Source organism: Pseudomonas sp. CROZ-RG-20F-R04-15, assembly GCF_022662375.1.
Taxonomy (GTDB): domain Bacteria; phylum Pseudomonadota; class Gammaproteobacteria; order Pseudomonadales; family Pseudomonadaceae; genus Aquipseudomonas.
In genome coordinates this window covers 71,748-86,201 of the sequence record NZ_JAKNQL010000006.1, presented here as the reverse complement: position 1 = coordinate 86,201, position 14,454 = coordinate 71,748, and the positions used below count along the sequence as shown (strand labels likewise).

10 protein-coding genes and 1 pseudogene are annotated in these 14,454 nt (G+C 56.2%); all 11 read right to left on the bottom strand.

Annotated elements, in window-relative coordinates; all coding sequences use genetic code 11:
- Positions 1-146: 146 nt before the first annotated feature.
- Positions 147-1,619, bottom strand: a complete 1,473-nt coding sequence (locus L8H52_RS11405) for a mannitol dehydrogenase family protein (protein ID WP_242207116.1) — start codon at positions 1,617-1,619, stop codon at positions 147-149.
- Between the two features lie 15 nt (positions 1,620-1,634).
- Positions 1,635-2,738, bottom strand: coding sequence for a sn-glycerol-3-phosphate ABC transporter ATP-binding protein UgpC (gene ugpC / locus L8H52_RS11400; RefSeq protein WP_242207115.1), 1,104 nt, complete (start codon positions 2,736-2,738; stop codon positions 1,635-1,637).
- A 166-nt stretch (positions 2,739-2,904) separates the two neighbouring features.
- On the bottom strand, positions 2,905-3,735 hold the full coding sequence (locus tag L8H52_RS11395) for a carbohydrate ABC transporter permease (RefSeq protein ID WP_034154211.1): 831 nt from the start codon (positions 3,733-3,735) through the stop codon (positions 2,905-2,907).
- Between the two features lie 8 nt (positions 3,736-3,743).
- Positions 3,744-4,670, bottom strand: a complete 927-nt coding sequence (locus tag L8H52_RS11390; protein WP_242207114.1) for a sugar ABC transporter permease — start codon at positions 4,668-4,670, stop codon at positions 3,744-3,746.
- Between the two features lie 154 nt (positions 4,671-4,824).
- Entirely contained in the window at positions 4,825-6,135 is a 1,311-nt protein-coding gene (locus L8H52_RS11385) for a sugar ABC transporter substrate-binding protein (protein WP_242207113.1), read from the bottom strand.
- A gap of 239 nt (positions 6,136-6,374) precedes the next feature.
- A pseudogene (locus tag L8H52_RS30515) lies at positions 6,375-6,464 on the bottom strand (metal ABC transporter ATP-binding protein); the annotation flags it as partial.
- Between the two features lie 18 nt (positions 6,465-6,482).
- Positions 6,483-7,388: an AraC family transcriptional regulator gene (locus L8H52_RS11380; RefSeq protein ID WP_242207112.1), complete on the bottom strand. Its 906-nt coding sequence runs from the start codon at positions 7,386-7,388 to the stop codon at positions 6,483-6,485.
- Between the two features lie 67 nt (positions 7,389-7,455).
- Positions 7,456-8,346, bottom strand: coding sequence for a phospholipase (locus L8H52_RS11375; protein WP_242207111.1), 891 nt, complete (start codon positions 8,344-8,346; stop codon positions 7,456-7,458).
- Positions 8,347-8,465: 119 nt separating this feature from the next.
- Complete coding sequence (locus L8H52_RS11370) at positions 8,466-9,776, bottom strand: glycosyltransferase (RefSeq protein WP_242207110.1); 1,311 nt, start codon at positions 9,774-9,776, stop codon at positions 8,466-8,468.
- A 126-nt stretch (positions 9,777-9,902) separates the two neighbouring features.
- Positions 9,903-13,727, bottom strand: coding sequence for a hypothetical protein (locus L8H52_RS11365; RefSeq protein WP_242207109.1), 3,825 nt, complete (start codon positions 13,725-13,727; stop codon positions 9,903-9,905).
- A gap of 178 nt (positions 13,728-13,905) precedes the next feature.
- A complete protein-coding gene (locus tag L8H52_RS11360) occupies positions 13,906-14,265 on the bottom strand; it encodes a response regulator (protein WP_242207108.1) in 360 nt (119 codons plus the stop codon).
- Positions 14,266-14,454: the final 189 nt, after the last annotated feature.

The following is a 14,454-nucleotide window of genomic DNA, read 5'->3' as shown; positions in this document are numbered from 1 at the left end:
GACTGCGGTTCTCTCAATCAGGTGCTGTTCAATGCCTGAGTTCGACTCCGGACGTTCAGGTCGATGTAAGGTGCACAAACCAATCGGTCAGTTCCCTCTCCCTCTGGGCGGTCCGACGTTTCGGGAGGGCTAGGGTGAGGGGCTTTTCAATCCAGAATCCGCTGCAAAGTCCGCGTCACACCGTCCTCGCGCAAGCTGTTACAGCACCACTCAAACGCCGCGACAAACTCCGCCGAACGCGGGATCGCCGTGCCGAAAATCTCCTCAACCGCCAACAACCGCTGCGTGATTAAAGCATCATCCGCCACCAACGCCTGAAAAAAAGCCGCCCGAGGATCCGGAATCGAATAGGTATCACCATTCTCATCCACACCCTTCAAATACAACGCCCACGCCGCCACCACCAACGCCGCACGTTTAGTCTCCTGCCCATCGGCAATCAAGCGATTGATTGTCGGAATGGTGAATTTGGGAAACTTCGACGAACCGTCCGAACACACCCGCTCCAATTGATCGGCAATCGCCTGATTGGAAAACCGCGCCACCAGCGTGTTTTTGTAATCCGTCAGATCAATGCCCGGCACCGGCGCCAATTGCGGGGTCACGTCCAGATCCATATAGGCGCGCATATAACGCACGAACAGCGGGTCGTTCATGGTCTCGTGCACAAATCGGTAGCCCTTCAAAAAACCCAGATAGGTCAGCGCCAGGTGGCTGCCGTTGAGCAGTTTTATTTTCATCTCTTCATACGGCGAAACATCGTCGGTGAACTGCACGCCGACCTTTTCCCAAGCCGGGCGACCGTTGACGAATTTGTCCTCCAGCACCCACTGCACGAACGGCTCGCAGACCACCGGCCAGGCATCGTCGACGCCGTGTTTATCGGCCAGTTGCAGGCGATGCGCGGTGCTGGTCATCGGTGTGATGCGGTCGACCATGGCGTTGGGGAAACTGACGTTGGCGTCGATCCAGCTGCACAGGTTGCTATTGCGCAGCGTAGCAAATGCCAGTAGCGCCTTGCGTGTCACCGCGCCGTTGTGCGGCAGGTTATCGCAAGACATCACGGTAAACGCCGGGATACCTGCCGCCCGGCGTTTTGCCAGGGCTGCACACAAGAAACCGAACACGGTTTTCGGGTTTTCCGGGTGGGCCAGATCGTGCTGAATCTGCGGCAGGTGCGCCATGAATTCGCCGTTGCTGTCATCGATGCAATAACCGCCCTCGGTGATGGTCAGCGAGACGATGCGGATCTGCGGGTCGGCGAGTTTATCGATCAACGCCTGAGCGCCGTCCTCGGCCAGTAGCATGTCGCGAATCGCGCCAATCACGCGGACTTCGGTGTCGTCGCTGTCGCCGAGTTCGAACAGCGTGAACAGGTAATCCTGTTCCTTAAGATCATCGCGGGCGCGGCGGTCTTCGGCGCGCAGGCCGACGCCGCAAATCGCCCAGTCCAGTGCTTCACCAGTGTTCATCAAGGCATCGGTGTAATACGCCTGATGCGCGCGATGAAAGCCGCCGACGCCAATGTGAGCGATGCCCTGGCGCGTGTCGCTGAGGCTGTAGGCAGGCAGTTGCACTTCGGCGGCCAGACGATGGAGGTTCTGTTGGTTGAGTTTCATCGGGAATTCTCGAAATCAGGCCGCAGCGCGCAGTGGACGGGTCAACGCCACGCCTTGGGCATCGAATAAATGGCAGTGAGCAGCGTCGAGGTGCAGGCTCAGTTGTTCGCCGTAACGGCTGGCCAGATCACCGCGCACGCGCATGGTCAGGGCTTCGCCGGCGTTGGTGGTGACGTGGCAGAAAGTGTCGCTGCCCAGGCGTTCGCTGACGTCGGCGGTGACTTGCAGCGAGCAGTCGCCCGGTTGCGCCAGTTCCAGATGTTCCGGGCGAATGCCCAACGTCACGGCGCTGCCGACACTGAGGTTGGCGGCATTGAACGGCAGGGTGATGCGCGTGCCGGCGTCCAGCGAGACTTCGCAGCTCTGGCCGTCAACGCGGGCAATCGTGCCTTTGAGGAAACCCATTTTTGGCGTGCCAAGAAACCCGGCGACGAAGAGGTTCGCCGGGTTGTGATACAGATCCAGCGGTGAGCCGACCTGTTCGATTTTGCCGCCATTGAGCACCACGACCTTGTCGGCCATGGTCATTGCTTCGACCTGATCGTGGGTCACGTAGATCATCGTCGCTTGCAGGTCTTTGTGCAGACGCAGCAACTCCAGACGCATCTGCACCCGCAGCGCGGCATCGAGGTTGGACAGCGGTTCGTCGAAGAGGAAGATTTTCGGGTTGCGCACGATGGCGCGGCCAATCGCAACGCGCTGACGCTGGCCACCGGAGAGCTGTTTTGGCTTGCGTTCAAGCATCGGGCCGAGCTCGAGAATCCGCGCTGCCTCGCCGACTTTTTTCTCGACTTCAGCTTTCGGCACGCCGGCCAGATCGAGAGCAAACGACATGTTTTTTTTCACGGTCATGTGCGGGTACAGCGCGTAGGTCTGGAACACCATCGCCAGATCGCGCTTGGCCGGACTGACTTCGGTGATGTCGCGGCCATCCAGTTCGATGGTGCCGTCGCTGACTTCTTCCAGACCGGCGATCAGCCGCAACAGGGTGGATTTGCCGCAGCCCGACGGGCCGACGAAGACCACGAATTCCTTGTCGTTCACCTCAAGGTCGATGCCTTTGATGATGGAGAAGCCTTCGAAGCCTTTTTGCAGATTCTTGATTTTCAGGTTGGCCATGATGATGGGCCTCCGCAATTTATTATTCAGATGAACCGGATCGGCTTTTCTGTGGGAGCGAGCCTGCTCGCGAATTCGGTGTGTCATTTACCAATGATGGTGACTGACACGGCCCCTTCGCGAGCAGGCTCGCTCCCACAGGGGAAATGTGTTGGGTTTGGAACCTTCATTTCACGGCACCGAAGGAGAGGCCGCGTACCAGTTGTTTCTGGCTGATCCAGCCAAAGATCAGAATCGGCGCACAGGCCAGGGTCGACACCGCCGACAACTTGGCCCAGAACAAACCTTCAGGACTCGAGTAAGAAGCGATCAAAGCAGTCAACGGCGCGGCCTTCGACGAGGTCAGGTTCAGCGACCAGAACGCCTCGTTCCAGCACAGAATCAGTGACAGCAACACGGTCGAGGCGAGCCCGCCCTTGGCGATCGGCAGCAGCACGCGGACCATTTCCTGCCACAGCGTGGCGCCGTCGAGGCGGGCGGCTTCGAGGATGTCTTTGGGAATGTCCTTGAAGTAGGTGTAAACCATCCAGACCACGATCGGCAGATTGATCAGCGTGTAGATCACGATCAGTGCGATGCGCGTGTCGAGCAGGCCGAAACTTTTCGCCAGCAGGTAGATCGGCATCAGCACGCCCACCGGCGGCAGCATTTTGGTCGAGAGCATCCACAGCAGCGTGCCTTTGGTGCGCTGGGTTTCGTAGAACGCCATCGAGTAGGCCGCCGGCACCGCGATCAACAGGCACAGGGCCGTGGCGCTGAAGGAAATCACCACCGAGTTCCAGGCGAAGCTGAAGTAGTCGCTGCGCTCGTTGATGTGCAGGTAGTTCTCCAACGTCGGCGTGAAGATGAACTGCGGCGGCGTGGCGAACGCGTCGATTTCGGTTTTGAAACTGGTCATCACCATCCAGAAGATCGGGAAGAAAATCACGATCGCGATGGCCCAGGCCAGGGTGCCGAGCAGCAGGCTTTGTAGCCGGCGGGATTGTTGGAGAGTCATGGCAGGCCTCAGGCTTTGTCAGTCAGGTTTTTGCCGATCATCCGCACCAGAATGATCGCGGCGATGTTGGCGATGACCACGGCAATCAAGCCGCCTGCCGAAGCCATACCGACGTCGAACTGCACCAGCGCCTGGTTGTAGATCAGGTAGGCGAGGTTGGTCGAGGCGTAACCGGGGCCACCGTTGGTGGTGGTGAAAATCTCGGCGAACACCGACAGCAGGAAGATCGTCTCGATCATCACCACCACGGCAATCGGCCGTGCCAGATGCGGCAGGGTCAGGTGCCAGAAGATCGCGATCGGACCCGCACCGTCGAGGCGCGCGGCTTCTTTCTGTTCCTGGTCCAGCGACTGCATGGCCGTCATCAGGATCAGGATCGCGAACGGCAGCCACTGCCACGAAACAATGATGATGATCGACAGCAACGGGTAGTGCGCGAGCCAGTCCACCGGTTGCGCGCCGAACAGTTTCCAGATGTAGGCGAGGATCCCCGAGACCGGATGGAAGATCAGGTTTTTCCAGATCAGTGCGCCAACCGTGGGCATGATGAAGAACGGCGAAATCAGCATGACCCGCACGATGCCGCGCCCGAGAAATTCACTGGCCTCCAGCAAGGCACTGATCAACACGCCGAGGACCACGCTGATCAGCAACACGCTACCGACCAGCAACAGCGTATTGGTGGCGCCGGGCATGAAGCCTGAGTCGGTCAGAAAGTAAGTGAAGTTTTCCAGCCCGACGAACTCGTTTTCACCGGGGTAGAGCAGGTTGTAGCGGATCATCGAGAAGTAAATGGTCATGCCCAGCGGCACGATCATCCACAGCAGCAACAGGGCCACCGAAGGGCTGACCAGAAACCAGCCGGGATTGCGTACGCGAACCTTGCGCGCAGGTGGCGACAGGTCGATGTGGGCTTTGGCAGTTGAAGTATTCATGGCGATCACAACCGAGTCATACAGACCTATGGAGATCCCATGTGGGAGCGAGCCTGCTCGCGAAAGCGCTGGATCAGTGCCAGGTGTATTGGCTGGCACGACGCCTTCGCGAGCAGGCTCGCTCCCACAGAGGCAGGAGCAAGTCTTTCAGCGGTTACTTGGGATAACCGGCGCGCTTCATCTCGCGTTCAGTGGTTTGCTGCGCAGCCGCCAAGGCTTGATCCACCGTGGTCTGGCCGATCAGCGCCGCCGAGAACAGCTTGCCGACCTGGGTGCCCACCGCCTGGAACTCAGGAATGGTCACCAGTTGAATGCCGATGTACGGCACCGGTTTCAGCGTCGGTTTGCTCGGATCAGCCGCTTTCAACGATTCCAAGGTGACCTTGGCGAACGGCGCCGCGCTCATGTAGGCGTCGCTGTAGGTCGAAGCGCGGGTGCCGGGCGGAACGTTGGCGATGCCGTCAGTCTTCGCCACCAGCTCGCCGTACTCTTTGGAGGTCGCCCAGGCGCTGAACTCTTTCGCTGCGTCTTTGGCTTTGGAACTGGTCGGAATCGCCAGCGCCCATGAGTACAGCCAGGCCGAACCTTTGTCGGTAACCTGATGCGGGGCGAAGGTGAAGCCGACGTGATCGGCGACCTTGCTTTGGGTCTTGTCAGTCACGAACGAGCCGGCGACGCTGGCATCGACCCACATTGCGCATTTGCCGCTGTTGAACAGTGCGAGGTTTTCGTTGAAACCGTTGCTGGAGGCGCCCGGCGGGCCGGATTTCTTCATGGTGTCGACGTAGAAATTCAGCGCGTTTTTCCACTCAGGGCCGCTGAATTCCGGTTTCCACTGCTCATCGAACCAGCGCGCGCCATAGGCGTTGGCGACTGTAGTAATCAGTGCCATGTTCTCGCCCCAACCGGCCTTGCCGCGCAGACAGATGCCGTACTGCTCTTTGTCTTTGTTGGTGAGTTTTTCGGCGAAGCCGGCGATCTGTTCCCAGGTGGGACGCTCGGGCATGGTCAGGCCGGCATCTTTGAACAGGTCGGTGCGGTAATAAGTGATCGAGCTTTCCGCGTAGAACGGCAGGGCGTACAGCGAACCCTTGACCGACAGGCCTTCACGTACCGACGGGAACACATCGTCGAGGGCGTAACTGGCCGGCAGATCCTTCATCGGTTCGAGCCAACCCTTCGCGCCCCACAGTGCCGCTTCGTACATGCCGATGGTCAACACGTCGAACTGACCGCCCTGGGTGGCGATGTCGGTGGTCAGGCGTTGGCGCAGGACGTTTTCTTCCAGCACCACCCAGTTGAGCTTGATGTCCGGATGCTCGGTCTCGAAGGTTTTCGAGAGCTTTTGCATGCGGATCATGTCGCTGTTGTTGACGGTGGCGATGGTCAGGGTCTGGGCGCCAAGGCTGACGCTGCTGAGGGTCATGCAGGTGAGGGCAAGCAGAGCTTTTGCAGTGGGTTGCATCGTGCACTCCTTTTCTGCACCCGGTGGGTAACAGAAGGACAGTTATTGTTTTTGTGTCTTCCGACGACTGGAAGAATGTGCACTGATTACAGCCTTCAATCGCAGGGCTGACAAATCATCCCTAGCACTTTTATCGATACTTTTTTGCACTGGGCTTTGGCGTGGTGAATGCAGGGAAGGGGTTTTCAGCGGGGAAGGGTCATCGAATGTGTACAGGTTTCAGCGTGTAGCGATGCACTTTGTGGGAGCGAGCCTGCTCGCGAAAGCGGTGTGTCATTTACCAATGATGGTGACTGACACGGCCCCTTCGCGAGCAGGCTCGCTCCCACAGGGGGAGAATTGTTTTGTCAGAGGTGGTTCTGTTCAGTCAGGCGCTGCACCGCGAGCCGCCGATAATGCGACGGCGTCATGCCCTTGAGCTGCTGAAAGCGCCGATTGAAATTGGAAATATTGTTGAAGCCGGATTCGAAACACACCTCGGTTACCGGTTTGTCACCGTCAGCCAGCAGCTCGCAGGATTTGCTGATGCGCAGGCGATTGACGAACTCGATGAAATTGCGCCCGGTGGCTTGTTTGAACACCCGGCTGAAATAGGTTGGAGTCATGCCCAGGTGCTCGGCGACTTCCTCCAGCGAAATGTCCCGGGCGTAGTGGCTGAAGATGTAATCAACCGCGCGGTTGGTGCGATCGATATTGTGCTCGTCGGCCAGTTGCGGGGTGTTGGCGCCGGACAACAACTGGAAATCATCGCTGGCCGCGAGCAATTCCATCAGGATGAAAAAGTGCCCGAGGCGAGTGATGCCTTTGCTGTCGGCGATGCGTTGCATCAGCGTCATGGCCTGGCGAATGGTGCGCTTGCAGCGAAACTCGATGCCGTACTGCGCACGTTCCAGCAACGGCGCCAGAGTCTTCAGTTCGGCAAACACCTGGTGGCCACTTTCGAACAACTCGTCGGTGAAGTTGACGAGCATGTCGCGCTTCTCAACCACCTCGTCTTCCGCCACTTGGCTGATCCAGTTGTGCGGCAGGTTGGGGCCGGTCAGAAACAAGGTCTCGGGGTGAAAGTTGCCGATATAGTCGCCGATGAATACCTTGCCGGAGCTGGCGACGATCAGGTGCAGTTCGTATTCCTTGTGAAAATGCCAGCGCACCAGCGGGCACGGAAAGCCATGTTGGCGGTAGATGATGGACAACCCGTTGTGGTCATCCATCAACTCGTATGAAGGGTCGGTCACGCGCGCGGTTCGGGTCATGGCGAGCTACTTTTTTGTTATCGCCTGCCGATCATGCCTCGTTTCCCGGGGCTTGCGCCAGCTTCACTCAAACAGCCTGCTCGCGGACGGTGTTTCTGGACTTCTCGATGGCTTTTTCCAGATTGGCCATCTGGCAAAAACGCACAATGTTCGAATTTTTTATAAAGTCGAAATTGATGATGTTGCACTTTTTAGCCCAGTCGGATCTGCTCGGATCAAACCAGTAGTCGAGATCATCCAGAATCCGCTTAGGACCGCCGCCTAGCGAAAAACTGGTCGCCGACAGCGACCACGGCCGAAGTGTACTGATGGGCGTGCTCAATACTTTTGTGATGTACACCTGCAGTTCGAGCGGAGTGACAAACCTTTGGTCTATCCACTTGTGCTGAATTTTTCCAAGAATCCGCTGGTCTTCGGTTTCCCAGGTCATGGAGGCCGCCACCATGATTCTCTGCAAAGGGCTGATCGCCTTGAGCTGGCCTAGACTCAGGTGCAGATTGCGGGTAGGAATCATCCGTTCACCCAGATGCTCCAGCATCAATGCCTGAAATTCCGAATGATCGAAGGCGACCTTGTCTTCACCCAGTTCATGAAAGTCCAGAATGATGAATTCATCGATGTTTCTTTCATAGAACGCTTTTATATCACGGACCAGATCGGCAAGCGTACGGGAAGAGCGGTAACCGCCATGATGGAAACTGAACCTGGCGAGGCCTTGCGCCTTATTGTCAGACGTCAGGCGTATATCGAGCGCACGCGCGCCACGATTCAATTGTGAATAAAAGGATACATCCTGACAGGCAATCCAGTTTTTACCGGGTATCAGTGCATAACGCGCTTCCCAGTCGCAGCCAGCATTATGGGCGCCCGGCAGGGTCAGTTCGAAAAGCGACAAGTTGTCGATTTGCGGCGAATCAGCCATCCATTGATGAGGCTGGAAGTTATCAGTGTTGTTCATTTTATATATCCTGCGGTTGAAAACGAAAGTTATCGAAGTTGCGCGCGCAGGATGTTTATAACGGTTGTCGGCTGATTGGCAAAGTTAGCTTTTAATGCAAGTCGTGTAGTAGTAATTGCTTATATGTCTGGTGGTTGCTGAGGCTGCCGATTTTTAACTTCGATCCACTGCGCCATGTACTGGGTACTTTTGTGCGAGTGATGACGGAGCATGCTGCCAATGAAGTTAGTGGCCCGCAGGTTTTGTAAGTTTTGTTGGCAATAACGCAGTTTATCTATCAAGGCCAGACCGTGTACTGACTGCGGGTAGCGTTGATTCAGCAGTGTATATCCCGCCAGGCGGGCTTCCTGCCAACGAGCCTCGTCTTGGTAAAGCGCAACGGCACTGTTGGCAAACTCGATTGCGCTGCTCGTTACAGCGCCGGGCCAGTCATGGTCGCCGTACATGGCCTCTGCTCCGATCGGTGTGGTGACGCTGGGTGTCCCACACAGCATGGCGTCGACCAGTTTGCCCTTGATACCGGCCCCAAAACGCAGCGGCGCCAGGCAAACCCGCGCGGAGGACATGACCTGCAAGGCATCTTCGGCCCAATTCATGATATGGAAACCTTCGCTGGCGTTGTGCAGCGCGGTGGCTTTCGGTGGCGTATAGGCGCCGTAGATGTGCAGTTGTGCCTGCGGCAACTGTTGGCGAATCAATGGCCAGACAGTGGTTTTCATCCACAGCACGGCATCCCAGTTAGGCGCGTGGCGGAAATTGCCGATACTCAAGAAGTTCGCCCGCTCTGCAAAGTTTGCCGCTGACGGCGCAGGCGGATCGATCATCAGCGGGCACCAGTGCAGCAATTGCCGGGGCAAACCGAACTGTTCGATGAGCAATTCGATTTCCACCTCGGAGATCATCAGGTTGAGATCGCAACGATACAGCGCAGCAATTTCACGCTTGGCCAGATCGGTCGCGGCCATCAACTCGAATTCATCGCGCAGCGCCGGAGCAAATACATCACTGAAATCATTCTGGTCAGGATTGACCTTGAGGCGCGACTTGAGCCGCTGGTGACGAGCGTGGCGCAGGCTCTGCAGGTCCGAAGTTTCCAGCACACGCAGTGCCTGCGGACAGTGTTTTTCCACCCGCCAGCCGAATTGCTCTTCCATCATGAACTGATCGAACAGCACGATATCCGGCGCCAGTTCAGTGATGAATGCATCGAAACTGCTGTTGTTGAGTTCGATCGCTACTTCGCTGATACCGAGTGCGGCGAGATCTGCCTTGTGTTCGCCGGGGCCGGCCGGACTGCTGAAGGTGATGTCCCAACCTTGTTGCAGAAAGGTTTCAAGGATCTGCATGACGTGACCGCTGGCCGCTGAAGAACGCGGCTCGGGCCAGACGTAGCCGATGACCAGGACTTTGGTGGCGGCGGGTTGAATCATGGACAACATTCCTTCACGGCGAACGAGGGGAAAAAAGGGCGCAATTAAACCACAGGGGTAGGGTATGCGCCCGATTGTCAAAAATATCCCTCACTACCGAAGCTTGGCGTTATGCGTACACCGCGTTTAGAAATTCGGGTTCGCCAGATTCAGCAGGAGCGGCCCCTTCAGAAATTCCCCTGCTTCTGTACTGTCTATGGCATGCCGGAGGGTGGCAAGGTTAAACACAAAAGTGGCCGGATGGGTCCGGTACTGATCGATCAGTGAGACCGCCACTGCATAGGATTCGGCATTGATCAACGCAGGGTGATCTCGCACGAATTCCGGCCAGCTGTTGATGGTCTCCTTGAACTCTTTGAAGCCACTAGGTTCCACAAAACCGTAGTGAGGGTTGTACAGATTACCCGGGTCTGCCCGGTGAGCATTTCGAGCGAAGTCCATCAAGCCCACCGCATCATATTCTGCCGGGGTGACACCGGCCTGGACTGCTCCGTAGTAAAAATCAAGCGTGCCTGGCGCACCGTGAGACATTTCGTGGACGAGCACATCGCCCATCCGGGCATCGTCGTACTTGGCCACTTGGTACCATTCATCCAGTTTGTCAGGATAGATCGCAAGGAACTTTGTCACGCTGTCGTCCAGGTGCGTACCCGCTTCGACACTGGCTTTCCAGTTTCCATAGGTTGTGGTTTTCATCGCGGCGAGTGCATCGGCGTTACGCTGACGAAAAGACATATGGCGTGGGCCCAGCAACCCGAGATCCTTGTGCATTGCCCGCAGATTCTTGCTCACGTAGTTGATAGCTACCTTCGAATCCGTGCCAAATACGTATTTGAAAACAGACCTGATGTCGTCGTTTTCGAAATCCGATAGCAGTTGTATTGTCTTGTCCAGTTTATTCTGAGCAAGGGGCGTGGCTCTTTTCAAGTAGGCTTTCGTGTAACTCCAGGGCGTCTTTCGTTTGAATAACCTGAGGAATGAAAACTTCTCTCGCGGCTTGATGTTGTTCAGGGCCGGCCCCCAGGCCTCGCCCCGTAAGCTCAGCGCAAACCATTCATCATTGTGTCGTGTCGCCCAGACCTGAACGAGGTCTTCGGATGCTTGTGCCGGTCGCCAGTCGGCGAGGCGAATCGTGTCTGGATCAATGGTCGCGGCCAAGTGGCGTTGGTGGCTCGTGCCCGACCATTTGCGGGCATCGGACAGCACATTTTCCAGCTCGGCGGAACCTTTTTTGAGTCCCTTGCGCAACAGTTTCCCACCCTTGAACAGCAGATCCGGTACGCCGTCCAGTGGGTTGAATACATTATTCACCAAGCCCAGACCCACTTTGGCCAGTGCACTGGCTTTGGTGGCAACGGTCATGGTTTTGGCAACGATGCTGATGACCTGAGCAACCGCACCGACAACCAGCAAAATAGTCATCGCAGCTTCCAGCGCACACGCCCCCGCCCCTTGAACTTGTCGCTCCACATCGTCCGAGCTCAAGTCTTCGATACAGGATTTGAACGGCACCACGAAATTAAGAAAGGTATCCAGATCCGCTGCACGTTTTGCACGCACGGCCTCCAGGCGGGTCTGTCCCCAGCACTCTCTGACCAACTCATCATAGGTAGCGATCGGTCGGTGCTTGAGTACGAAATTCGCCAGTGAATCGAATTCGGTCGAGTAGAAACTCTGGTAATAACCCTTGATTTCTTCAGGGGGCGAAGACGCCGGCAACTGACCGATCTTATCGATAACGCCCGAACTGACTTCAATGAGACCGGGCGGTACTCCATGGGTATAACACTCGATATTCGTCGGCAGTGGATGCACTGTCGCTGGCAGCGAGTAGCCAGTCGCGTCGCTGCGTACGCTTGTACTCAGCAGGTTTTCTTTTTCAATCAGCGCGGCCAGCTGTGGATTTTCGCGACAGGTGCCGTGCAGGGTGAAAAGTTCGTAACAGGTCATCCGGCCTTCGAACTCGCAACAAAGGACTACCCCGTAGCGTCCCTTTGACTCTTGTATTTCCTTGTGGCTTTCCGTCGGTTTGCGTGAGGTGCTGCCCAGGATTGAGTAAAGGGTCGACGATAGCGGATTGGTTGACACACTGCTGGGCGTCTGCAGTTTCGCGACTGAGGGCCTGAGACTGAAAACCGTCACCTTGCCTTTCAGCAAGCGCGTTCTGTCCGCCATGGGCATTGTGCAAAACGCTTGCTTCAAGTGCGTGCCCATCGCCTTCATATGCGTGAGGTAATCGCGATTGAACTGGCGGTGAAACTCGCCGTCAGGCGCGATCAGATTGGGCAGCATGCGGGGAAACGCAGTGTAGATACTTTCTCCTTTCTTCAGGTCCCATTCCCGGTTCGCCAGATCATTGGACATGTGCAACTCCACAGGCGATAAACGCGCCTGGGGGTCATAGGGATCTGTCGATACGGGACTTTTCTTCTGATACATGACGTCCTGTTCCAGATAGCTGCAGCCTTTGGCGACCTGCTTGAGGATGTCCAGTGAAACACTTCTGCGGGTAGGCAAAGGACGGCCCAGAGTGTCGGCCGTCTCGGCAAGTGTCGCGGCGACCCGGGCGTAAGCCGTGGACGCTTTTTCAAGGGCTTCCGGGATCGATTTCGCTATGTCATCCGGGGTGATGATTTTGTTGAGCACCGCCCAGTCAATCACCGCGTCTCCAGCTGCCAGCGCGTCGAGGGTCTTGCCGAATCCGGAAACCGGGCCCGGCTTCGACAGTTGGTGCAACCGGGTATAAGTCATCGAACGCGTGGATCCCGGCGCGATGGTTTCCTGCACTGCAACAATTCGACAGAATTCGACCCATTGCGGGGTCCCCAAAGCCAGGGTTGCCGGCAAATCTTTCACCAGAAATTCCGGCGCAGCCTCTGCGAGCAACAAGTGAGCGGCCAACGCTGCATTTGTTTCGGTGATCCGGTGGTGCTGCACGAGGTGCTTTTCGAATGCTGTGTGAACGTCGGCGAAGGACAACTCAAGATGTTCGACGGCGTATAAATCGAAACCTGCAATCTGATTGCGCGGCTCCCCCTCACCAATTCGCGGATGAAGATCGAGCAGCAGGGCAGTCAGTATCATCTGCTTTAGCGATTCATCTGATTGCGGCTGATTTTCTTGTGCGCCATACCAGCCCAGATCCCGGACAAAGGCTCCGGCCCATCGAAGGGCAATGGGACTGGACACCAGTTTTTCAAGAATCTGTTCAGCTTTCGAGCGTTTGAACGGTGTCGATGGCCCGCCAAAGATGCTGTACGAAAGTTGCTCCAGGAGCGACTGACCTTTCAAGTAACTGGAAATGAGTCTACGGAATTCGTTACGTTGATCCGCAGAAAGTGTAACCGCGTTGTCGACCCCAGACCTGATCATTTCCCAATAGTTACCAAACAATGGTGCCACTGGAGGCGGTAGCTCCATGAACGTTGTCAGCCTGGAACATTCAGCGGCGGTTTGGGGAATCAGAAAGTCATGAAATTTCAGCCATTGTTCCAGCTCGATTTGTTCGGCCAGGGAAATACTGCCTCCGGCCAGCTCCGCCATTTCAACAAGTGTCAAAAAGTCATCTTTGAGGCTGGGGGCAAGTTTGAATGCGTTGACAAACTCGAGGGTTTTTCCCGAGTAACTTGCATGTATTTCACCTTTTGCCGTCACTGCAAAATATGAGTCATCAGGAAGTTTTAACGTGGCCGTGAGTTTTTTGAATGCCTCTTGCTCACGCAGCCTCTGCAGCATTTTCCGGCCAGGTTGCAACGCGCGCTCAAGCGTTGAGCCGGATTCGAGTGTAAGGGTTGCGCCTGCCAGAGAAACAGCTTGCGAAGGACTGGTTGTGTCTTGGCGCTGTTTTAATTTGTGTATGACTTCCAGGCGTTCGGCGTGATCGAGTTGAGTGTGGCGAACAGGATTCAAAAAAACTTCGTGAGTTGCCCAGTTTATGTTCGTAATGTTCATGAGAAATCCATTTGTCTGATGTGCTGGATATCCTCATTTGTTATTTTTTGCGCATCAAGTGCTGCTATGTAAGTGCATTATTCGAGTGTTAATAAAGTTGGGTGTTATACGGGGCGGAGCCGGACAGTGAGGCCCCTCCAGCATTATTTGAAGAGGCACGATGAAAGAATATTAATTATTACTGCAGTATGCCTTTTACTTTGTCGCGCAACTGATCAATTGAAAACGGCTTGCCGATGACATGCATGTCTTCAGGCACGTCAATGGATTCGGCATAACCGCTGGCAAACAGAATCGGCAGGGTGGAACGCAGTTTGCGTGCTTCGGTCGCCAGTTCGCGGCCATCCATGCCCGGCAGGCCGACGTCGGTCATCATCAGGTCAATGTGATTGCTCATATCTGCGAGGATTTTCAGCGCAGGCTCGCTACCATCAGCCTCAAGTACCGCGAAATCCAACTCCTCCAGCACATCGACGATCAGCATGCGCACGATGTCGTCGTCTTCTACGACAAGGATGATGGAGGCGGGGGTAGACATAATAAGGCTCTCAAAAGTCAGTTCAGGGTCGCCGGTCGATCAAAAGTGCCGGGCTTCTTCATCAGTAAGTGGCGCAGTGCCACAAGTTCCCCGCACGAGACAAAAAAAGCATAGCCGGAGACGGGGCCGCAAGGATAACTGTTCGGGGCCGCAAACACGCCGGCGAGTGTAGGAATTTGCGGCGAAAGG